Origin of the sequence: Propionivibrio sp., from assembly GCF_041441355.1 — a bacterium.
Classification (GTDB): domain Bacteria; phylum Pseudomonadota; class Gammaproteobacteria; order Burkholderiales; family Rhodocyclaceae; genus Propionivibrio.
Genome location: NZ_JASDTF010000031.1, coordinates 37676 through 58115, shown reverse-complemented (window position 1 = coordinate 58115; position 20440 = coordinate 37676). Strand labels below are relative to the sequence as shown.

General features: G+C 67.4%; 15 protein-coding genes and 1 pseudogene. 4 read left to right on the top strand and 12 right to left on the bottom strand.

What is annotated here, in order from left to right; translation table 11 throughout:
* The 4 genes and pseudogenes from QMB55_RS11820 to QMB55_RS11805 form a co-directional block, all read right to left on the bottom strand.
* Nucleotides 1–895, bottom strand: a pseudogene (locus tag QMB55_RS11820) (propionyl-CoA--succinate CoA transferase); the annotation flags it as partial.
* A 387-nt stretch (nucleotides 896–1282) separates the two neighbouring features.
* Entirely contained in the window at nucleotides 1283–1729 is a 447-nt protein-coding gene (gene dtd / locus QMB55_RS11815; protein ID WP_497588913.1) for a D-aminoacyl-tRNA deacylase, read from the bottom strand.
* 43 nt (nucleotides 1730–1772) lie between these two features.
* On the bottom strand, nucleotides 1773–2846 hold the full coding sequence (locus QMB55_RS11810; protein WP_497588910.1) for a cation diffusion facilitator family transporter: 1074 nt from the start codon (nucleotides 2844–2846) through the stop codon (nucleotides 1773–1775).
* Nucleotides 2847–2857: 11 nt separating this feature from the next.
* Nucleotides 2858–3490, bottom strand: coding sequence for an aldehyde dehydrogenase family protein (locus QMB55_RS11805; protein ID WP_497588909.1), 633 nt, complete (start codon nucleotides 3488–3490; stop codon nucleotides 2858–2860).
* 272 nt (nucleotides 3491–3762) lie between these two features.
* On the opposite strand from QMB55_RS11805, the gene QMB55_RS11800 reads away from it, so the two are divergent.
* Nucleotides 3763–4542: an IclR family transcriptional regulator gene (locus QMB55_RS11800; RefSeq protein ID WP_497588908.1), complete on the top strand. Its 780-nt coding sequence runs from the start codon at nucleotides 3763–3765 to the stop codon at nucleotides 4540–4542.
* Here QMB55_RS11800 and QMB55_RS11795 read toward each other — a convergent pair.
* The 3 genes from QMB55_RS11795 to QMB55_RS11785 are packed head-to-tail and all read right to left on the bottom strand — an operon-like array spanning nucleotide 4518 to nucleotide 10272.
* Nucleotides 4518–6914, bottom strand: a complete 2397-nt coding sequence (locus QMB55_RS11795; RefSeq protein ID WP_497588907.1) for a sensor histidine kinase — start codon at nucleotides 6912–6914, stop codon at nucleotides 4518–4520. The two genes, QMB55_RS11800 and QMB55_RS11795, sit on opposite strands and share 25 nt — an antisense overlap.
* Nucleotides 6911–8035 carry an ABC transporter substrate-binding protein gene (locus tag QMB55_RS11790; protein ID WP_497588906.1) on the bottom strand — a complete coding sequence of 375 codons (1125 nt, stop codon included), beginning with the start codon at nucleotides 8033–8035 and terminating at the stop codon, nucleotides 6911–6913. Before QMB55_RS11790 ends, QMB55_RS11795 begins: the two co-directional genes overlap by 4 nt.
* Nucleotides 8032–10272 (bottom strand): putative bifunctional diguanylate cyclase/phosphodiesterase, encoded by a 2241-nt coding sequence (locus tag QMB55_RS11785; RefSeq protein ID WP_497588905.1) that lies wholly within the window; start codon nucleotides 10270–10272, stop codon nucleotides 8032–8034. Before QMB55_RS11785 ends, QMB55_RS11790 begins: the two co-directional genes overlap by 4 nt.
* A 224-nt stretch (nucleotides 10273–10496) precedes the next feature.
* Here QMB55_RS11785 and QMB55_RS11780 point away from each other — a divergent pair, with 224 nt between their 5' ends.
* Nucleotides 10497–11060 (top strand): Yip1 family protein, encoded by a 564-nt coding sequence (locus QMB55_RS11780; protein WP_497588904.1) that lies wholly within the window; start codon nucleotides 10497–10499, stop codon nucleotides 11058–11060.
* Nucleotides 11061–11114: 54 nt separating this feature from the next.
* Here QMB55_RS11780 and dnaE read toward each other — a convergent pair whose 3' ends face one another.
* From dnaE to QMB55_RS11760, 4 genes are all read right to left on the bottom strand, one after another.
* Nucleotides 11115–14606 (bottom strand): DNA polymerase III subunit alpha, encoded by a 3492-nt coding sequence (gene dnaE / locus QMB55_RS11775; protein WP_497588903.1) that lies wholly within the window; start codon nucleotides 14604–14606, stop codon nucleotides 11115–11117.
* Between the two features lie 140 nt (nucleotides 14607–14746).
* Complete coding sequence (locus QMB55_RS11770; RefSeq protein WP_497588902.1) at nucleotides 14747–15373, bottom strand: nucleotide-binding protein; 627 nt, start codon at nucleotides 15371–15373, stop codon at nucleotides 14747–14749.
* Nucleotides 15370–16725 carry a TAXI family TRAP transporter solute-binding subunit gene (locus tag QMB55_RS11765; RefSeq protein ID WP_497588901.1) on the bottom strand — a complete coding sequence of 452 codons (1356 nt, stop codon included), beginning with the start codon at nucleotides 16723–16725 and terminating at the stop codon, nucleotides 15370–15372. The genes QMB55_RS11770 and QMB55_RS11765 overlap by 4 nt, the downstream gene beginning before the upstream one ends.
* Nucleotides 16725–17699: a quinone oxidoreductase family protein gene (locus tag QMB55_RS11760; protein ID WP_497588900.1), complete on the bottom strand. Its 975-nt coding sequence runs from the start codon at nucleotides 17697–17699 to the stop codon at nucleotides 16725–16727. The genes QMB55_RS11765 and QMB55_RS11760 overlap by 1 nt, the downstream gene beginning before the upstream one ends.
* A 148-nt stretch (nucleotides 17700–17847) precedes the next feature.
* Here QMB55_RS11760 and QMB55_RS11755 point away from each other — a divergent pair, with 148 nt between their 5' ends.
* Together QMB55_RS11755 and QMB55_RS11750 are read left to right on the top strand one after the other, a co-directional pair.
* Nucleotides 17848–18558: a substrate-binding periplasmic protein gene (locus tag QMB55_RS11755; protein ID WP_497588899.1), complete on the top strand. Its 711-nt coding sequence runs from the start codon at nucleotides 17848–17850 to the stop codon at nucleotides 18556–18558.
* A gap of 77 nt (nucleotides 18559–18635) precedes the next feature.
* On the top strand, nucleotides 18636–20132 hold the full coding sequence (locus QMB55_RS11750) for a sensor domain-containing diguanylate cyclase (protein WP_497588898.1): 1497 nt from the start codon (nucleotides 18636–18638) through the stop codon (nucleotides 20130–20132).
* On the opposite strand, the gene QMB55_RS11745 is transcribed toward QMB55_RS11750, so the two are convergent.
* Nucleotides 20129–20359: a thioredoxin family protein gene (locus QMB55_RS11745; protein ID WP_497588897.1), complete on the bottom strand. Its 231-nt coding sequence runs from the start codon at nucleotides 20357–20359 to the stop codon at nucleotides 20129–20131. The two genes, QMB55_RS11750 and QMB55_RS11745, sit on opposite strands and share 4 nt — an antisense overlap.
* Nucleotides 20360–20440: the final 81 nt, after the last annotated feature.

Below are 20440 nucleotides of genomic sequence, written 5' to 3'. Positions count from 1 at the left end.
CGTTTTCGAGCAGCGGGATGACCGAGTCCTGCAGCACCTCGGTGTACATCTCGAAGGCCGGGATGTCGCGGCTCTGCCCGAGCGCGGCGAGCACCGCGTTGGCGATGTTGCCGACGCCCGACTGCAGCGGCAGGAATTGCTTCGGAATGCGTCCGCCGCGCATCTCGGCGGCGAGAAAATCGGCGACGTTCTGGCCGATGCGGTCGGTCACTTCGGTCGGTTCGTCGAAACCGCCGGCCTCGTCGGCCAGATCGGTGAACACCACGCCAGCGATTTTCTTCGGGTCGATCACGCACATCGGCGAGCCGGCGCGGTCGGACGGCGAGTAGATCGGAATCTCGCTGCGCCCGGGCGGGTCCTGCGGCTCGAAGATGTCGTGCATGCCGAGCAGGGACGAGGGATGGCGCGAGTTGAGTTCGATGATCACCTTGTCGGCCATGCGCATGTAGGTGTTCGAGGCGCCGACCGAGGTCGACAGCACCACGCCGCCGCCGGCGGTCAGGTCGCAGGCTTCGACCACGGCCCAGTGGATCGGCCCGAGGTGGCCGTAGCGCACGTGCTGCGGCACCATCGACAGGTGCATGTCGACGAAGCGCACCTGGCCGGCGTTGATCTGTTTGCGCAGCGTGCCGTTGGACTGATACGGCGCGCGGAAGGCGATAGCCTCGGCTTCGGCCAGCGCGCCGTCAAGCGAGGGGCCGGTCGACGCGCCGGTCAGCACGCCGACCTTGAACGGCCGCCCGGCCTCATGTTCGCGCTTGGCCTTGCGCGCCAGCGCGGCGGGCACCGCCTTGGCCGCGCCGGCCGCGGTAAATCCGCTAAAACCGATGTTCTGGCCGTGGTTGATGAGTTCCGCGGCCTCCTCGGGGGTCAGGATCGGAAAGGGAAAGCTCATGCTGGCTACTCCTGAATGGCAATGAAGAAAACAAAAAAGCGCCGGCTCGCTGAGCACGGCGCTTCGTAATCCTTGCGCGTTCGCAATCCAAATACGCTGGCGGGGAAAGGGGCACCACCGCAGGCGGGACGACGGTCCGTTCCGGCGCCCGGTCAACGTCGCCGCCGCCAGGCGGCCGGAAACATCCGCCGCCGCGTCCAGGCACGTTGAGATCAGCGCTGCCGACCAGTTCGTACACGACCGTACACTCCCGCCGCTTCCGCCCTGCTGGCGGGACCGACATCAAGATGAAAGGGGTGGCCCAAGTTCGAAAAAAATTATACCTCTAGGCATACGGCATGAAAACTGCGGCAACGCGTCGACATACGACGAAACGGTCCCGCCCGATCACTCCGGCGCCCGGCTATCGACGCACAGGGTCACCGGCCCGTCGTTGACCAGCGCCACCTGCATGTCGGCGCCGAAAACGCCGGTCGGCACCGGCTTGCCAAGGGCTGCGCTCAGGCGGCGCACGAACTCGGCGAACAGCGGCTCGGCCACCTCGGGCCGCGCCGCGCGGCTCCACGACGGGCGATTGCCTTTCTTCACTGCGGCGTAGAGGGTGAACTGGCTGACCGCCAGCACCTCGCCGCCGATCTCCTGCACGCTGAGGTTCATCACCCCGTCGGCGTCATCGAAGATACGCAGCCGGGTCAGCTTGCCGCACATCCAGTCGAGGTCAGCCATGCCGTCCTCGGCCTCGAAGCCGACCAGAAGCAAGAGCCCGTGCCCGATCGCGCCCACCGTCGCGCCCCCCACGTCGACCTGCGCCGAGGTCACGCGCTGTATCACCACACGCAAAACTGCTCTCCTTTTTTCCTTGAGTTTCGAGATCCCGTCAAAGCGGGCTATCGTCGCCGACCGCCGAACGGAGCGGCTGCCAGAGCACGGGCTGCGCCGCCGGTTCAGGCTGCAGGGTGACATGCACGATGCCGCGCAGACGCAAGGTCTGGCGTGCCTCGGCGAGCGTCTCCGGCCACAGCACCAGGCTCTCGACGACGAGGTGCGCGGACAGCGCAATACGGTTCGAGGACAGTGTCCAGATGTGCAAATCATGCACCGAGCGCACGCCCGGCAGCGCCGCCAGCGCGTGCCCGATCTCCTCGGTCGACAGGTGTTCCGGCACGCCTTCGAGCAGCGCCTGCATCACTTCGCGCAGCAGACGGACGCTGGAGATCAGCACCAGCAAGCTGATCAGCATCGACAGCAGCGGATCGATCGGCAGCCAGCCCGTGTACATCACGCCGACGCCGGCGACCAGCGCACCGACCGAACCGAGCAGGTCGCCGATCACGTGCAGCAGGGCGCCGCGGGTGTTCATCGTCTGCTCACCGCGCATCAGCAGCCAGGCCACACCGACATTGACCAGCAGGCCGCAGATGGCGACCGCGGTCACCGTCGCGCCGTCGACTGGCAGAGGGGCCTGCAGGCGGCGGATCGCCGCCACGGAAAGGGCCACCACCACGCCGACCATGAACACCACGTTGACCAGCGCCGCCAGCGTCTCGACCCGACCGAGGCCGTAAGTGTGGCGCAACGACGGCGGCCGCCGCGCCAGCCAGGCGGCGAAGGCGGCAAGCCCGAGCGAGGCGCTGTCGGTGACCATGTGTCCGGCATCGCCGAGCAGGGCCAGCGAGCCCGACCAGAAGCCGGCCACGGCCTCGATCAGCGCAAAACCGAGGGTCAGCGCCAGCGCCCAGACGAGACGCGGCCCGGAATCGGCGCCGTGCGCATGCGGGTGTCCGTGCGAATGAGCATGCGAATGGTCGTGGATATGGCGATGGGGAGGTGCATGATCGTGGGCATGCGCGTCGTCGTGCGCAGGCGCGCCCGCCCCCTCGTGCTCGGTCGGATTCCGGCCGAGCAGGGTGTGGGAGGCCGGCCCGAGGTCATGCTTGCGCCGCAATTCCATGCCGTGTCCTTTCAACCCGCGCTGTCGCCGATGGCCGCCTGCAGCGCACGCGCGCTCATCGCATCGCCATGCACCAGATTGAACACTCCGGCCGGAACTCCGCTGCGCGCCGCCAGCTCGGCCAGCGCCAGCAGCGGCGCGGCGACGCAGGGCGACGAGAGCAGCAGCACCGCACTGCCCGCGTTCAGGGCCATCGCCAGACGCCGTACCGCATCGCTGAAGGGCGCCGGGTCGTCCGCCGCCGGCAGCAGCGCGCAGACCGGCGACAGCGGCGCTTGCGCCGGCAGCGCCAACAGGGCCTGCTCGGCGCGGGCGACGTCCTCGGCCGCCGCCGTGGCGGTCAGGCCGGCGTCCTCCCCGAGCAAGCGCGCGAAGTGCGGTGCGTAACCGGCGAGTGCGGTTGCCAGCGCCGCCAGCACGCCCTGCCGCAAGGCCGGGTCAAGCGCGGCCCAGGCCGGCTGTGCCGCGCAGGCCGCAGCGACGGCGCGCTGCGCCACGGCCGCACCGCACACCGGAACACGCCGCAGGACGGGTTCTTGACGAGGATTTTGGACATCGACGAGGCGCTCGCCAAGGGAGAGAACGGCGCGCCCGTCGATCCAGAACGGCAACGCGGGCGGGGCATCGGGCGAAAGGGCAAACATGGATTCAGAACTCAGAAACTTAGAATTCGAAGACAAACGACACCCGCAAGCGCCAAACGGGGTGTGGCGGAGTGGCGTCAAAAACCGCAAAAGCGGCCGGACGCGCATGGACAGGCAAAGCGGGACGTGACGGACACCTCTTGCGCATGGTGCTAGAATGGCATTCCATCAGATGACAAAACGCCGCGGTTAACAAGCGGCGCGCGCCATATGGGCGGAGTCGCAATAGTATTCCGCCAGGGGAAAAAACAAAAGCTCATAACGGGAAAACTATGGCCGAACATACAGAAGCCAAAGGCTCGATCCAGGTCATCGAACGTATGATGTCGCTGCTCGACGCGCTGGCCGATGCGCCCGGCGCGGCGCCGCTGAAAACCTTGTCTCTGACCACCGGCCTGCATCCTTCGACCGCGCACCGCATCCTGGCGGTCATGACCAACGCCCGCCTCGTCGAACGCCACGACGCCGGCACCTACGCCCTCGGCATCCGTCTGCTCGAGCTCGGCAACATCGTCAAGGCGCGGCTCAACATCCGCGAAGTCGCCCTGCCGTTCATGCAGCACCTGCACGAAACCATCGGCGAGGCGATCAACCTCGGCGTGCGCGACGGTGACGAAATCGTCTACGTCGAACGCACTTCGAGCGGCCGCGCGCTGGTGCGCGTCGTCTATCTCGTCGGCGGCCGGGCGCCCCTGCACCTCACCTCGCTGGGCAAGCTCTTCCTCGCCGCGGACGACCACGACGCCGTACGCACCTACGCCAAGCGCACCGGCCTGCCGGGCAAGACGCCGCATTCGCTGACCGATCCGGCCCAGCTCGAGCGCGAGCTCGACAAGATCCGTCGCCACGACCTCGCGTACGACAACGAGGAAGCGGAGATCGGCCTGCGCTGCGTCGCATCGCCGATCCGAAACGACGAAGGCGGGCTGATCGCCGGCCTCTCGATCTCGGCCCCGACCGAACGTCACAACCCCAACTGGGTCCCCCTGCTCAAGCGCACCGCCGAGGACATCTCGCGCGCCCTCGGCTACACCCCCGAAGCCGGGCGCTGAGCCGCGGCCACAGCGTGGTTTTCCGCCGCTTCGTCGCGGCGGGGCGCCACGCGCGGCAGACGGAGGGTGAAGACGCTGCCCTCGCCGACCCGGCTCAGCACCGTGATCGTCCCGCCCAGGACGCGGCTGACGACGCTCTCGCAGATGTGCAGGCCGAGGCCCGTTCCACCGCGCCCCCGGCGCGAGGTGAAAAAGGGTTCGAAGATCCGGCGCAGCACCTCCGGCGGCATGCCGCAACCGTCGTCGCTCACCGCCACCTCGACGCAATCGCCTGAATCGCGCGCCGTGAGGCGGACCAGTCCCCGCTCGCGACCGGGAAAAGCGTGCAGCACGGCGTTGCTGATCAGGTTGGTCAGCACCTGCCCAAGTGGGCCGGGATAGCTCTCGAAGCCAAACCCCGGTTCGATCTCGTTGCGCACTTCGTAGGGCGTGAGGCGCAACGAGGGCTGCAGGGTGAGCAGGATTTCGCGCGCAACCTCGGAGAGGTCGAAACGGCGGCGCTGGTCGCTGGCCTGATCGACGGCCACCTGCTTGAAGCTGCCGATCAGGTCGGCCGCGCGGCGCAGGTTACGCTCGGCCAGATCGCTGGCCTCGCCGATCACTTCGAGGAAGGTTTCGAATTCGCTGCGGCGCACCCCGCGCGCCAGACGGGCACGGAAATCCTGCGCCCTTTGCTGCATGGTCGTCGCCGCCATCAGCGCATTGCCGACCGGGGTGTTGAGTTCGTGCGCCACGCCCGCCACCATGCCGCCGAGTGCCGCGCTTTTCTCCGACTGCACCAGTTGTTCCTGCATCGTCCGCTGATGTTCGAGCGAGGCGGCAAGGTCGGCATTGGCTTGCGAGAGCTCCTCGGTACGCCGCTGCACGCGCTGTTCGAGTTCGGCGTTCAGCTCCAGGATTTCGCGTTCGATGCGCCGTTGCGCAGTCATGTCGTTGAGGGTCACGATCAGCAACACCGCGTCGCCGATGCGCACCTTGCGCGCGGCGATGCGGATCAAGCCGCGCTGCCCGTTGGCACAGTGCAACCAGGATTCCTGCCCCTCGACACAGCCCAGCGCGCGCACGCTGTCGCTAAAACGTTCGCCGTCTTGGAGGTCACACCACAGTTCGAGGCGAACGGCCTCGAGCCCGACCACCGCCGCGCGCGCCAGCCCGAACAGCCGCTCCCAGGCGGCATTGACGTCGACGATTACCGGTGCCTCCTGGCGGTATTCGGCCACCAGCATGGGCGTGGGCGAGGCCTGGAACACCGTTTCCAGCTTCTCCTCGTTCTGGCGCACCGCTTCCTCGCGTGCGCGCAGGGCGCCCGCCATGCGCTGCAGGTCGCCCGCAAGCTCGGACAACTCGCGGATGTGCCCGCCGCTGGGCCAGTGTTCCGGATAGGTGCCGCTGGCGATGCAGCGGCTGTTCTCGATCAGCGGCTGAACCCCGCGGCCGACCAGCGGGGCAATCAGCCGAGCCAGCGCCATGCTCAGCAGCAGCGCGACGAGCAGCGCCGAGACCACGGTTTCGACGGCCAGCCGCATGCGCGGATCGCCCAGCCCGGCGGGCTTGGCCGCGAGAATTACCCAGTGTAGACGTTCGGAGACGACGCCGAAGAGCATCTGGGAGCGCCCCAGGAAATCGACCCGCCCGAGCGGCGCCTCGCCGCGCAGGATGGCCGGGAATACCGGTAAGGAGGCGTAGTTCAGGTGCCGCCCCGGCGCCTGCGAACTCGACGACGACAGCCACTGCCCGCGCCGGTCGACGATGGTGACCAGCGCCTCGTCCCCAGGGGAGGCGGACGACAAGAGTTCGAGCAGGCGCTCGAGGGCCACCTCGCCGACCACGATGCGCTGTTCGCTGGCCACCGCCACGCTGACGGTATTTTTGCCGGTCAGCACCGAGAGGTAACGGTCGCTCCAGACGGTGACGGTCTTCCCGCCGGCCTTGTTCAGCGCGGCGTGGGCCTCATGGAACAGCGGATTGAAGGCGAAATCAACGCCACGCAGGATTGGCGCGGCCTGGCGAGATGCCGGCGGCAAGCCGACGCCGCGCACCCGGCCGGAATGGTCGAGCAGGAAGGCGACCTCGAACAGGCGTCCGTCGCCGACGGTGGCCTCAAGGTAATCCTCGAGTTCGCGCCCGTCGCGCTGGCGCGGCATCGCTGCCAGCGCCATCAGCTGCGCTTCCAGACTCGCCGAGTAATGGTCGAGCAAGCCGGCCACGCTGGCGGCACGCTCGGCGATCTCGCCCCGCTGCAAAGCCTCGATCTGCGGCAGGCGATAGAGCATGAGCACCGCGCTCACCCCGAGCAGGGTCAGCAGCACCGCCGTCACCAGCAACAGCGCCACCCAGGTGCGCAGACTCAACAGCCGCGGGAGCGCCTTCACGGAAAACGATCCTCAAGCGCCACGAAGCGCCCGTCATGCACTCGCGCGACGCTCACCTGGCGCGTCGCATCGCCCTGCGCGTCGAATGACCAGGTCTGCTGCACCCCTTCGAAGGCGGGAATGGACAGAAGGGTCGCTTTGAGCGAGGCCCCTGGCGCCCGTTTCGCGTAGGCGGTCAACGCAGCGCACGTCGCGTCGTAGGCCGCCACCGCGACGAAGCCCGGCTCCTGGTTGAAGCGGGCCCGAAACGCGGTACGGAAAGCTTGGAAGCGCGGCCGCGCGTCGTCGCGCGCGAAAAGCTGGCTGACCACCAAACCCTCGACGCTGCGCCCGCCGAGCTGGATCAGGTGCTCGGTCGCCGCCCAGGCCGCGGCGCTGCTCGGCAGATCCACGTGCAACAGCCGGACCACTTGCAGCAGACGCACGGTATCGACAGCGCTGGCCACGAAATGCAAGGCATCGGGATGCGCCGCGAGCAGCTCGCGCAAGCTTGTCTCGTAGCTCGCAAACTCCCCGGAGACGAAAGGCACTTCGGCAACCACCTCCGTCCCGAGCGCGCGCAAGGCTTCACGCAGGTGCAAGGCCCAGTCGGCGGAGAAGGCCAGGTTACGTGTGTCGTAGGCCAGTGCCAGACGGCGCACCCCTTGGGCGTGGAGATGGACGGCAAAACGGCGGGTGATCTCGCCGACATGCGGGGAGACCAGCAGCAGCTGGTCGTCGCGGCCGACGAAACGGCTGGCGGTGATCGTCGGGCTCAAGAGCAGGACGCCCAGACGCTCGGCAACCGGCAACGCCGCCACCCCCATGGCACTGGTCAGCGGCCCGATGATGAGCTCGACGCCTTCGCGTGCCAGGGTTTCGACGGCCGCCGCCGCCTGCTCCTCGTCCTGGCCGTCATCGATCAGATGCAATTCGACGCGGCGCCCGCCGATGCCTCCCGCCGCGTTGATTTCCTCGACCGCGAGCAGCGCACCGTCGCGTCCGGATTCGCCGAGGTCGGCCACCGGCCCGGAAAGCCCGCCGATGAAGCCGAGACGCAAAGGCTTGGAGGGAATGCAGGCCACGCACAGCAGCCCCGCGAGGGCCACGAGCAGGGCGCCGAAGCGCCGACGGCCGCTCATGTCGAGGCGCGTCCGGCCAGCCAGAGCTTGAGTTCTTCGATCGGCATCGGCCGGGCGTACAGGAACCCCTGCCCGTCGTCGCAGCCCAGTTCGCCCAGGCGCCGGGCCTGCGCTTCGGTCTCGATGCCTTCGGCCAGGACCTTCATTCCCAGCTTCCGCCCCAGCGGCACGACCATTTCGGCGATGCGTGCGCCACGCGCGCCCGGATCGCCGTTATCGAGCGCATTGACGAAGGCGCGGTCGATCTTGATCCGGTCCGCCGGCAGGCGGTCGAGGTAGGACAGCGAGGAAAAGCCGGTGCCGAAGTCGTCGATGGCGATGCCGACCCCCCGCTTTTTGAGTTCATGCAGGTATTGCTCGACGAGCCCGGCCCCGAGAATGGCCGCCGACTCGGTGATTTCCAGTTCAAGGCGATCGGCCGGCATGCCGGTGTCGGCCAGCGCCCACTCGACGACGTCGATGAAATCGCTGCGCCGGAACTGCATCGCCGAGACATTCACCGCCATCACCAGGTCGGTATGGCCGAGCGCGCGCAGTTCGCCGGGCACGCTGAGCGAGCGCCGCAGGACCCATTCGCCGAGGCTGACGATCAAGCCCGAGCTTTCGGCGACCGGGATGAAGCTCGCCGGCGAAATGAAAGTACCGTCCTCGGCCCGCCAGCGCAGCAAAGCTTCGACGCCGATCACCCGTTGGTCGGTCAAGGTCACCTGCGGCTGATAGACGATGTACAGCCGATTGCTCTCGAATTCCTGGCGCAGGGCATTGAGCAGGCGCGTGCGCTCGCGCGTCTCGGTGCCGATGGCGCGCGAATACCAGACATGCTGCCCCTGACCGAGCGCCTTGGCGCGGCGGATGCCGATCCAGGCGTCCTTCAGGCAATCCGCCCCGCCCGTGCCGCTCGAATCGACGAGATGCAGCAATCCGAGCGAAACGCTCAAGGCCTGCTCACCTTCGTCAAACGCGAACGGCGTGGAGAACACGGACTGCAAGGCCGCCGGAACAATCAGGCTGTCGGGCCCGAGGACCGCAAAGGTGTCGTTGCTCACTCGCGCCACCAGGCACTGCATCGCCTGACCGAAGGTCTCCTCGACGCGCCGGGCAACGGCCTGCAACAGGCGGTCGCCGTAGCGGTGCCCAAAAAGATCGTTGAAGGCCGAGAACTGGTCGATGTCGATCAGCGCCAGCGCCTGCCCCGCGCCGCCTTCGACGATCAGGCGCTGGTCGATGGCGTCGATCAGCGCCGTTCGATTGACAAGACCGGTCAGGGAATCGGTGTAGGCCGCCTTGCGCAGACGCTCGAAGAGCACGACGTTGTCGCTGCCCAGCGCGATGTTGGCGCAAAAGACTTCCAGCTGCTGGAGGTCGGGCGCGTGCATCTGCGCGACATGGAGAAACCCCGCCCCGCGCCGCCCTTCGCTGCCGCCGAAGTAGAAGAACACCCCGTCGGGGGTCACGCTGGACGCCTGGGTTTCCAGGCAGTGCTCGACCTGCAGCAGGAGTTCGGGCGCGGTCAGGGCCAGGGGCTTGCCGCTGGCGCGGGCATAGCGGCCGCTGGCGGCGCGCAGCATGAACAGCCCGGCACGACGCACCTCCGCCGTCTCGCCCATGCAGATGAAGCCGTCGTTCGGCACTTTCAGGTAGGCCGCGAGCTGCTCCAGCGCGCGTTCGGCGTACTGCGACATCTCGCGCTCGCGCATCAACTGGCGGCTGGCCGTCACGATGCGCTCGAGCCCATGCCGGCTGGCCTCGCCGCGGCAAAGCTGGTCGTAGGTCCGGCAGGCCGAGGAGAGCACGGTGAACAGCTTGTTGCGCGTCAGCTCGCTCTTGGCCTTGTAGTCGTTGATGTCGTAGCGGCGGATGGTCTCGATTTCCGGCGCATAGCCGGGCTGACCGGTGCGCAGCACGATGCGCAGATTGACGAGTCCCAGTTCGCCCCGGATCGTCGCCACGATGTCCAGCCCGGCGGTCAGCGTCTCCATCACCACATCGAGGAGGATGACGGCGATGTCGGTTTCGCGGCGCAGGCAATCGAGCGCTTCGTTCGCCGAGTGGGCGTGCAGGAGCTGCATCGGGCGGTCGAGCACTTCCAGCCCGCGCAAGGCCAGGACGGTCGCTTCGTGGACGTCCTGATCGTCATCGACGACCAGAATGCGCCACGGATGCAGCGGCACCTTGCCGACCTCCTCGCCCTCCTCGGCGAAGAAGAGGTCGTCGTCGTGCGGGGGCTGCTCGCTCATCGTGCATCTCCGTGGATCAGGCTACCTTCAGGATAATGAAAACCTCGCCGCGAAGCCAGTCGCTTCCTCGCATCCGGGCCGCAAAGCTTCGCCCCGCGTTGCCCGCGAACGACGTGAACAACGGGGAAGCCGCTACAATGGCGCCCTGCGCCGACGTCACGTCGCTTTTTTTTCGTCACCGCTTTTCGTCTTTTTTTCGCAACCCATCCTCCGAGGATCGCTCCATGTTTCCCTTCCGTCGCCTGCGCGACATCCTCCTCGCGCCCTCGGCCACCTGGCTCCAGGTCGCCGAGGAAACGACTGACGCCCGCACGCTCTACACCGCTTTTTTGCTGCCGCTCGCCACGCTCGCGGCGCTCGCCGCCTGGTTCGGCCTTTCCGTCGTCGGGTATACCGTCGATGGCGCCGCGGTCCATCTCTCGCCGCTCGGCGGCCTGCTCAACGCCGCCACCAGCCTCGTTCTCAGCCTGGTGGCCATCCACCTGCTCGCGCGCTTCGCCGACCGTCTGGCGCCCAATTTCGGCGGCCAGTCCGACCGCCTCGCCGCCCTGCGCCTGATCGCCTACAGCAGCAGCGCCGCCCTGCTCGGCGGCGTTTTCGCCACGGTCCCGACCTGGGCCGGGCTGGGCCTCGCCCCCACGCTGTATTCGGCGCTCATCCTGGCGCGCGGCATCCCGGTGCTGATGCGCTCGAATCCCGAACGCACGCTGAGCTACACCGCCATCCTGATGATTGCCGCGCTGGCGCTCGGCACGATCAACGGCGCCATTCTCGCCGCCCTGCGCTAAGCCCTTCGGCGGGCGCCCGGACCGTCCCGGCGCCCCATCGCACCGTCCCCGGCTTCAGGAATACTCGATGCGCACGCGTTCGGCGCCCAGCCAGTCGCCGAGCACGCCGAGCAGGTCGTCTTCGAGGCGCACCCGGTAGCCGTCCGCGAGCTGCAGTTCGCAACGCGCGACACCGTTGCTGTAGACGATGCGCACCGGGCAGTTGCCGGGCGAGAACGGCGCCAGCAACTCGCGCAGGCGCTGCGCCACGGCCTGTTTGGCGCCAGGCTTGGCGGCCGGGTCGCCGCTCAGCGTCAGACGCAGGTGGCGGGCGAAACGGCCGCGCGCCTCGGGAATGGTCAACAAACGTTCGACGCTGACCCGCACCTTGCCCTCGCCCGCAAAGTCGTCCTTCGACACCTTGCCTTCGACGATCAGCACCTCGTCCTCGCGCAGCTTGTCGCGCTCGGCGTCGAGCACTTCGCTGTAGACCGCGACCTCCTGCTGCGCCGTGCCATCGTCGAGCGTGACGAAGGCGACCTTGCCACGCCCGGTGAGCTTGACCCGGATGCCGAGCACCAGCCCGGCCATGAACTGTGGCTCCTTGCGCGGCTGCAACTGGGCGAGCGTGGTGCGCACGAAGCGCGAGACCTCGGCCTTGACCGCGCTGAACGGGTGGCCAGAGAAGAAGAAACCGAGCGCGGTCTTTTCCTCGGCGAGCTGCTCGCGCTCCTTCCAGCGCGGCACCTCGACGTACTGCGGCCCGTGCGCGGCGCTCTCGTCGCTGTCGAAAACGTCGAACAGGCTGACCTGCAGGGCGTTGCGCTCGGCCTGCTCGGCCGCCTCCATGGCGATGCCGACCGAGGCCAGAAGACGATGACGGTGGTCGTCGAGGGCATCGAAGGCACCGGCACGGATCAGCGCTTCGATGGTGCGCCGATTGACGAGGCGCTTGTCGACGCGGCGGCAGAAGTCGAAGAGGTCCTTGAAGGGGCCGTCGCTCTCGCGCGCCTTGAGGATGCACTCGACGGCCTGCTGGCCGGTGCCCTTGACCGCGCCGAGCCCGTAGCGGATGGTTGCGCGGTCGACCGGAACGAAGCGGTAATCGGAGGCATTGACGTCCGGCCCGAGCATCTTGATGCGGTTCTTGATCGCGTCGTCGACGAAGATCTTCACCGAATCGGTGTTGTCCATGTCCGAGGACAGCGTCGCGGCCATGAAGGCCGAGCAGTGGTGCGCCTTGAGCCAGGCCGTGTGGTAGGTGACGACGGCGTAGGCGGCGGTGTGCGACTTGTTGAAGCCGTACTCCGCGAACTTGGTCATCAGGTCGAAGAGCTGCTCGGCGAGCGCCGGGTCGTAGCCCTTCTTCGCTGCGCCCTCGGCGATCGTCGCCCGGTGCAGCGCCATCTCCTCGGCCTTCTTCTTGCCCATCGCCCGGCGCAGCATGTCCGCGCCACCGAGCGTGTAGCCGCCGATGATCTGCGAGATCTGCATCACCTGTTCCTGGTACACGATGACGCCGTAGGTCGGCTCCAGGCAGGCTTTGAGGTCGGGGTGGAAGTAGTCGATCGCCTGCTGCCCTTTTTTACGCAGGATGAAGTCGTCCACCATCCCCGAGCCGAGCGGGCCGGGACGGTAGAGGGCGAGCACGGCGATGATGTCTTCGAAGCGGTCGGGCGCCAGCTTCTTGAGCAGCTTCTTCATGCCCTCCGATTCGACCTGGAAGATCGCCGTGGTGTTGGCGTCCTTGAGGATCTGGTAAGCGCCCGGGTCGGTGAAGGGCAGCGCGTTGAGGTCGGGCTTCTCGCCGGTCAGGCGCTCGACGTAGCGCACCGCGAGGTCGATGATGGTGAGGTTGCGCAGGCCCAGGAAGTCGAATTTGACGAGGCCGACCTTCTCGACGTCGTCCTTGTCGTACTGCGAGACGACGGTCTCGCCGTTGTCGGCCGAATAGAGCGGGCAGAAATCGGTGAGCTTGCCCGGCGCAATGAGCACGCCGCCGGCGTGCATGCCGATGTTGCGGGTCAAGTCCTCGAGCTTGCCGGCGAGTTCGAAGAGGTCGCGTACCTCTTCTTCGGTCTCGATCTTCTCCTTGAGCTGCGGCTCGGCTTCGATCGCCTTGGCCAGCGACAGCGGCTTGTTGGCCTCGAGCGGGATGAGCTTGGAGAGCGAATCGCAGAAGTTGTACGGCAGGTCGAGCACGCGACCGACGTCGCGGATCACGGCCTTGGACGACATGGTGCCGAAGGTGGCGATCTGCGACACGGCGTCCTTGCCGTATTTCTCGCGCACGTACTCGATCACCCGGCCGCGGTTGTCCTGGCAGAAGTCGATGTCGAAGTCGGGCATCGACACCCGCTCGGGGTTGAGGAAGCGTTCGAAAAGCAGCGCGTACTGCAGCGGATCGAGGTCGGTAATGCCGAGCGAAAAGGCGACCAGCGAACCCGCGCCGGAACCCCGGCCCGGGCCAACCGGAACGCCGTTGTGCTTGCCCCAGTTGATGAAGTCGGCAACGATCAGGAAGTAGCCGGGGAAGCCCATCTGGATGATGGTCGCCGTCTCGGTCTTCAGGCGGTCGTCGTAGACCGGGCGACGCCGGGCCTTCTCCTCCGGATCGGGATAGAGCTGGTCGAGGCGACGCTCAAGGCCGCGCTCGGCCTCCAGCACCAGAAATTCGTCGAGGGTGATGCCTTCCGGGGTCGGGAAGTTCGGCAGGTAGCTCTTGCCGAGGGTGATGGTCATCGAGCAGCGCTTGGCGATCTCGACCGAATTGACCAGCGCCGAGGGCAGGTCGGCGAACAGCTCGACCATCTCCTCGCCCGACTTGAAGTACTGTTCTTCGGTGTACAGCCGCGGCCGGCGGGTATCGCCGAGCATGTAGCCTTCGGCGATGCACACCCGCGCCTCGTGCGCCTTGAAGTCGTCAGGCGCGAGGAACTGGATCGGGTGGGTGGCGACGAGCGGCAGGTCGAGCTCGCCGGCAAGCGCCACCGTGCCTGCGATCAGGGCCTCCTGCGCACCGTATCCGGCGGTGCCTCGGGGGTGGGTACGCTGCACTTCGAGATAAAACGCGTCCGGGAAACGCTCGGCCCAATAGCGCGCGCGCGCCGCGGCCTGCACCGCGTTGCCTTGCGCCAGCGCTTCGCCGACGTCGCCCAGGCCGGCGCCGGAGAGGGCGACCAGCCCGTCGACACCGACGTCGTCGAGCATCTGGCGCGTGACCTCGGCGCGACCGCGCACGCGCGGCGCGAGGTAGGCGCGGGAGAGGATTTCGCACAGCTGCAGGTAGCCCTGGCGCGAACGGCAGAGCAGCAGCAGCCGGTACGGCCGGTCGGGATCGGTCTCGTTGGCGAGGTGGATGTCGCAGCCGAAGACGGGTTTGACGCCCTGGCCGCGGGTGGCGTTGTAGAACTTGACGAGGCCGAAGAGGTTGGCGAGGTCGGTGAGCGCCAGCGCCGGCATGCCGAGCTCGACGGCGCGCTCGACGGCGTCGTCGATGCGCACGATGCCGTCGGTGACGGAGTATTCGCTGTGCAGGCGAAGATGGACAAAACGGGGATCGGACATAGGGGGTGAATTTTACCCCGGCGAGCGCCCCGGCGCTCGACCGTCCGCCGCGAGAAGACCGCGTTCAGGACGAAAGCATGCGGGATTTCAGCTCCCTGCCGCGCCCGCTGCACGAAGCGGCCATGGCCAGAGCCGCAGCGTCAGTCGGCCTCGACCCAATCGAGGATGGGTTGCCACTGGGCCAGGTCTTTCTCGACCCGCGCGGCCGGAAGATCGAACAGCGTCAGCCCGTGCGCGGCGGCCTGCACATAGGCTTGGGTGTCGCGCAGGTAGGCGAGCACCGGCAACTCGTACTGTTCAAGGAAACGTTCGAGCTCGCCAGCGGCGCGGGTGCGCGCGTCGACGCGCATGCCGACCACGGCGACGAAGGTCTTTTCCTTGCGCACGGCCTTCTCGGCCAGCAATTCGGCGAGGAAGCTGCGCGTCGCCAGGATGTCGAAAAGCGACGGCTGCACCGGCACGATGACCCGCCGCACGGGCTTGAGCACGCGTTCGAGCAGTTTGCCGTGCAGTCCGGCCGGGGTGTCGAGGACGACGTGCGTTGTCCCGGCCGGCGGCCGGGCCGGGTCGCCGGCCTTGATCTCCCAGCCGGAAATCGGCGGTAGCCCCGCCGGCCGGATGTCGAGCCAGGCGCGCGAGGACTGTTGCCGGTCGACGTCGCCGAGCATCACCCGCCCGCCGCGGCGGGCGAAATAACCGGCGAGGTTGGTGGCCAGCGTCGACTTGCCGGCCCCGCCTTTGGGATTGGCGACCAGGAAGGATTTCATCGCGTGCGCTCCGGCAAATGGCGGCGTTCGAGCTGGCGCAGGCGGTCGCGCACCAGATCGATGTGCTGCCGCAGGGTGTAGAGCAGGTCGCTGAAGGCGAGCGGGATGCTGCGCGCGTAGGCTTCGTCCTCGATCCGGTCGAGCCGTTCGAGGTACTCGCCGTGCCGCAGCCCGTCGTAATTCTCGCGCAGCTCGTTCTCGAGGAACTTGAGGTCGCCGTAGCAGCGAAAGATCTTCGAACGTACGCGCCAGCTGTAGATCGACGGCGCCATGCGCAGCAATGGAACGATCAGCACCAGCACCGGCACGATCAGCACCAGCAGCCGCTCGACCAGCACCGCCAGCCAGAACGGCAGGTAGCGCTGCAGGAAGGGCGGGCCGGACTTGAAATAACGCTGCGCGTCGTCCGAAAGCTCGTAACTGCGGTCCTTGTAGGCCGGGAACTCGCCGGCGCGCTGGAAGAAACCGGTCTGCCCGTTCACTTCGCTCATCGCCTGCAGAAGCAGGCTGGCGAGCGCCGGGTGCAGCGTTTCGCGCACCACCACGTTGGCCGTGGTCGCCAGCAGCGCCGTGTCGCGCGGCGGAATATCGCGCTCCAGATCGACGACGCCGCGCGGCAGCACGATGCGCGAGAGGAAGGGGAAGCGCCGGGCGTAGGCTTCGGCCTGGCCGAAGCTCATCACCCGCACCCCGACCGCATGCAGCAGCGCCTGCACCACCGCAGCCTCGGGCGCGGAAACGATGAAGGCCACGTCAACCTCGCCGCGCAGCAGCGCTTCGGCCGCCTCCAGCCCGGAGAGCGGCAGCAGGTTGCGGCCGTGCGTCGGCAAACCATTGGCCGCCAGCAACTGATTCACCACCCCGCGCACGCCGCTGCCCGGCTCGCCCACCGCCAGCCGCTTGCCGGCCAGCGGGTGCAGGGTGTCGATGCGCCGGTCATGGCGATAGAACACCCACACCGGCTCGTAAGCAACGCTGCCCAGCGATTTGAGGCGCACTTCGCCGGGCACCAGCTTGGCAAAGGGCGCCGGCCGCGCCGGATCGTCGATGCCGCCCTGGACAAAGGCCAGATCGGCTTCGCCGCGGCGCAGGCACTCAAGGTTCTCGCTCGATCCGCTCGAACTGCGGATCTCCAGCTCGATGCCGTTGTGCGCCAGCAGTTCGGCGTAGCGCGTGGCGAAGGCATGGTAGGCGCCGTCCTCGCTGCCGGTGGAGACGACCATCCGCTTGGGCGGCGCCGGTTCGACGAACTGGTAAGCGACGTAAAGCGCGACCGCAGAAACGAGAACGATGGGCCACGCCGTCGCGAGCAAGTCGCGCAGCGAGACAAATTTGGCGCGCAGCGCCCGCATCAGGGCACCAGGACGGTGGAACCGGTGGTCTTGCGCGCTTCGAGATCGCGATGCGCCTGCGCCGCCTCAGCCAGGGCATAGCGTTGATTGACCTCGATCTTCACCTGGCCGGCGAGCACCTTCTCGAAGAGTTCGCCGCCAAGGTCGAGCAGTTCGTCGCGCTTGGCGGTGTGGTGCGCAAGGATCGGCCGGGTGAAAAACAGCGAGCCTTTCTGCGACAGCAGGAGCGGCTCGAAAGGCGGCACCGGGCCCGAAGCGTTGCCGAAGGAAACCATCGTGCCGCGCACGCGCAGGCTGTCGATCGAGGCCATGAAGGTGTCCTTGCCGACGCCGTCATAGACCACCGCCACGCCTTCGCCGCCGGTAATTTCGCGCACACGCTTGGCCACGTCCTCACGGGTGTAGAGGATCACATGATCGCAACCGTGCTGGCGCGCAAGCTCGGCCTTGATCTCGGTCGACACCGTGCCGATCACCGTCGCCCCGAGCGCCTTCGCCCACTGGCAGGCGATCAGCCCGACGCCGCCGGCCGCGGCGTGGATCAGCACCGCGTCGCCCGGCTGCACCCGGTAGGTACGGCGCAGCAGGTAGGCCGCGGTCAGCCCCTGCAGCATCATCGCCGCGCCGGTCTCGAACGACAGCGCCTCGGGCAGGCGCAGCAGGCGTTCAGCCGGCAGGCAGCGCACCTCGCTGTAGGCACCGACCGGGCCGCCGGCATAGGCGACGCGGTCGCCCACCGCCAGGTCGCGCACGCCCTCGCCCACGGCCTCGACGACGCCTGCGCCTTCCAGGCCGATGCCCGAAGGCAAGGGCAACGGATAAAGGCCGCTGCGGTGGTAGGTGTCGATGAAATTCAAGCCGATCGCGTAATGACGCACACGCGCCTCGCCCGGCGCCGGCGCGCCGATCTCAACCTCTTCGAGGCACAGCACTTCGGGACCGCCGGTGCGGTGAAAACGGATGGCTGCAGGCATGATCGGCTCCGTGACATGAAATTGATGACGGGGAATTTTACGTTTTTTTCGCCCGCCCGGCGGGGTCTCAGCACCACGGCATTTGCAGTCGGCCGCTGAGAAGACTAGGCTGAAAAAAAGCGTTTTCGTTGTCGCGCCGGAGTCCGTCATGCGTCCTCTCTCCGTTTTGCTGCTGTTGTTCGCCTTACCGGCGCAAGCGCTGACCCTGCTTACCGAGGACTTTCCCCCGCTCAGCTACTCCCCCGACGGCGGGGAAACCGTCGTCGGAATTTCGGTCGACCTCATGCGCGAGGCGCTGGCACGCACCGAAACGCCCGCGACAATCGCCCTCATGCCCTGGCGTAACGCTTACAAACGGGCACTCGACGACGCCGACACCTGCGTCTTCTCCGCCTCGCGCACTCCGGAACGCGAGCCGCTGTTCAAATGGATCGGGCCGCTTTCGGACGGCAAATGGGTGCTCTTCGCCCGCGCCGACAGCCGCATCCCGCCCGTGCACACGCTCGAAGAACTCAAGCCCTATGTGATCGGCGGCTACCAGGGCGACGCACGCACGCTCTACCTCAAGACCAAGGGCCTCACCGTCGACGAGGCTCACACTGAACAGCAAAGCCTCAAAAAACTCGCCGCCGGGCGCGTCGACCTGTGGTCGGCAACCTCCGTCTCCGGCCCCTGGAACGCTCGCCAGCTCGGCATCAAAATCCGCCAGGTCTTCGTCTTCCGCGAGAACCAGGACTCCTACGCCGCGTGCAACCGGGCAACGCCCGACGAAACGGTAAAGCGCCTCAACGCCGCCTTGCGCAAGATGCACGCCGACGGCACCCGGCAGCAGATCATGGAGGCCTACTATGGCCAGTAAACACCGACCGCGCCCGAGCACGACACCGCCCCAAGACGACGGGCCATGAACGGCGCCCCCACGACAGTGGATGACCGATGCGCCCGAGAACCTATCTGCTTCTGACCGTCCTGGTAATCAACGCCCTGGTGGCGGCGTTGCTTGGCGTTTCGCTCGTGCAAAGCCGTGCGCAATACGAGGCAAGTGCCGCCAAGACCAGCCAGAACCTGGCCCTGGTTCTGGAGAGTGCCATCAGCGGCACGCTCACCACCTCCAATGCCGTCCTCGCATCGACGGCGCACGAGTACCTGAGGCAGCTCACCGCCCCGCGCTTCGATTTGCGGGCGCTCAATCGGCACATCGAGGCCGAATTTACGCAGCTTTCGTTCAACGACAGCCTGCGCATCGCCAAGGCCGATGGCAGCGTCGCCTACGGCACCGGCGTCGACGCCGAGACGAACATCAGCATCCGGGACCGCGACTACTTCATCCGCCTGCGCGACCACCCGGAAACATCGACGATCATTTCCCAACCGGTGCGCGGCCGCTTGAGCGGCCAGTGGATCGTCGTCCTCGCCCGACGCGTGAGCCTGCCGGACGGAACGTTTGCCGGCGTCGTGTTTACCCCCATCACGCTGGAGCGCTTCTCCGCCCTCTTTTCCTCGATCAGCATCGGGGCACGAGGCGTCGTCACCCTGCGCGACGCCGAGCTGGGCCTGGTGGTGAGCCAGCCGCTGGCCAGCAGCGCCGAAATCGGCAGCAAACGGCTGTCGCAAACCTTCCTCGATCTTGCAAAGACCGGCGTCAGCGTCGGCACCTACGACGCGATCACCGTGATCGACGGCGTGCAGCGCAAATTTTCGTTCCGCAAGTTCGAGAACGAGCCCTTCTACGTTTTTGTCGGCCTGGCGAAAGACGAGTACCTGGCCCCCTGGCGCAGCCAGGTGCTCGAGCTGTCGGGCCTGATGGCGATCTTCTCGCTGAGCACCTTTGCCCTCTCCTGGCTCGTCTATCGCGCCAACCGACAGCTGCTCCGGCAACAGGCACAATTGCGGCAGATGGCCTTCATCGACGGCCTGACCCAGGTCGCCAACCGGCGTCGCTTCGACGAGATGCTGCCGCTCGAATGGCGGGCCTGCCGCCGCGACGGCGTGCCGCTGACCCTGCTGATGATCGACGTCGACCACTTCAAGCAGTTCAACGACCGCTACGGCCATCACGCCGGCGACGAATGCCTGCGCGCGGTGGCGACAACGATCAAAGCCTGCCTGGGGCGCTCGCACGACCTGGTGGCGCGCTACGGCGGCGAGGAGTTCGTCTGCCTCCTGCCCGACTGCGACGCCAAGGGCGCGTTCGCCAAGGCCGAAGAGCTGCGCCTGGCCGTGCAGGCGCTGGCGATCACGCACGAAGCCTCGGCCACGACCCCGGTCGTCACCATCAGCATCGGCGCGGCAATCACCACGCCGGTCGACGACAACCATGCCGACGCCCTGCTCGAACTCGCCGACGCCCAGCTCTACCGTGCCAAGAGCAGCGGCCGCAACCGCACCTGCCTGTCCGAAGATTCGGCGCCGCAGCCCGCCCGCACGCCTTAGAACCAGGCCTCGACCGCCGCCCGCGCCGGCACGCCGCCGGCATGCACGACCTGGCCATCGATGACCACGCCGGGCGTCGACATCACGCCGTAACGCAGGATTTCCGGCAGCGTCTCGACCTTCTCCAGTTCAATCGGCACGCCTTTCTCGCGCGCCACCTGCTCGACCAGCGCCAGCGTATGGCGGCAATTGGCGCAGCCCGTCCCGAGAATTTTCACCTGTTTCATCTGTACTCCTCGTCTTGGCCCACCGCGCGTCCAGTGGGCGAAAAATCGCAATGTCGTCATCGCTGGCGGATCGCTGTCCGG

Coding starts and splice junctions, on each gene's coding strand:
- QMB55_RS11810 (WP_497588910.1), bottom strand. CDS start 2,846: ATGGAATTGCGGCGCAAGCATGACCTCGGGCCGGCCTCCCACACCCTG.
- QMB55_RS11805 (WP_497588909.1), bottom strand. CDS start 3,490: ATGTTTGCCCTTTCGCCCGATGCCCCGCCCGCGTTGCCGTTCTGGATC.
- QMB55_RS11800 (WP_497588908.1), top strand. CDS start 3,763: ATGGCCGAACATACAGAAGCCAAAGGCTCGATCCAGGTCATCGAACGT.
- QMB55_RS11790 (WP_497588906.1), bottom strand. CDS start 8,035: ATGAGCGGCCGTCGGCGCTTCGGCGCCCTGCTCGTGGCCCTCGCGGGG.
- QMB55_RS11785 (WP_497588905.1), bottom strand. CDS start 10,272: ATGAGCGAGCAGCCCCCGCACGACGACGACCTCTTCTTCGCCGAGGAG.
- QMB55_RS11780 (WP_497588904.1), top strand. CDS start 10,497: ATGTTTCCCTTCCGTCGCCTGCGCGACATCCTCCTCGCGCCCTCGGCC.
- dnaE (WP_497588903.1), bottom strand. CDS start 14,606: ATGTCCGATCCCCGTTTTGTCCATCTTCGCCTGCACAGCGAATACTCC.
- QMB55_RS11770 (WP_497588902.1), bottom strand. CDS start 15,373: ATGAAATCCTTCCTGGTCGCCAATCCCAAAGGCGGGGCCGGCAAGTCG.
- QMB55_RS11765 (WP_497588901.1), bottom strand. CDS start 16,725: ATGCGGGCGCTGCGCGCCAAATTTGTCTCGCTGCGCGACTTGCTCGCG.
- QMB55_RS11760 (WP_497588900.1), bottom strand. CDS start 17,699: ATGCCTGCAGCCATCCGTTTTCACCGCACCGGCGGTCCCGAAGTGCTG.
- QMB55_RS11755 (WP_497588899.1), top strand. CDS start 17,848: ATGCGTCCTCTCTCCGTTTTGCTGCTGTTGTTCGCCTTACCGGCGCAA.
- QMB55_RS11750 (WP_497588898.1), top strand. CDS start 18,636: ATGCGCCCGAGAACCTATCTGCTTCTGACCGTCCTGGTAATCAACGCC.
- QMB55_RS11745 (WP_497588897.1), bottom strand. CDS start 20,359: ATGAAACAGGTGAAAATTCTCGGGACGGGCTGCGCCAATTGCCGCCAT.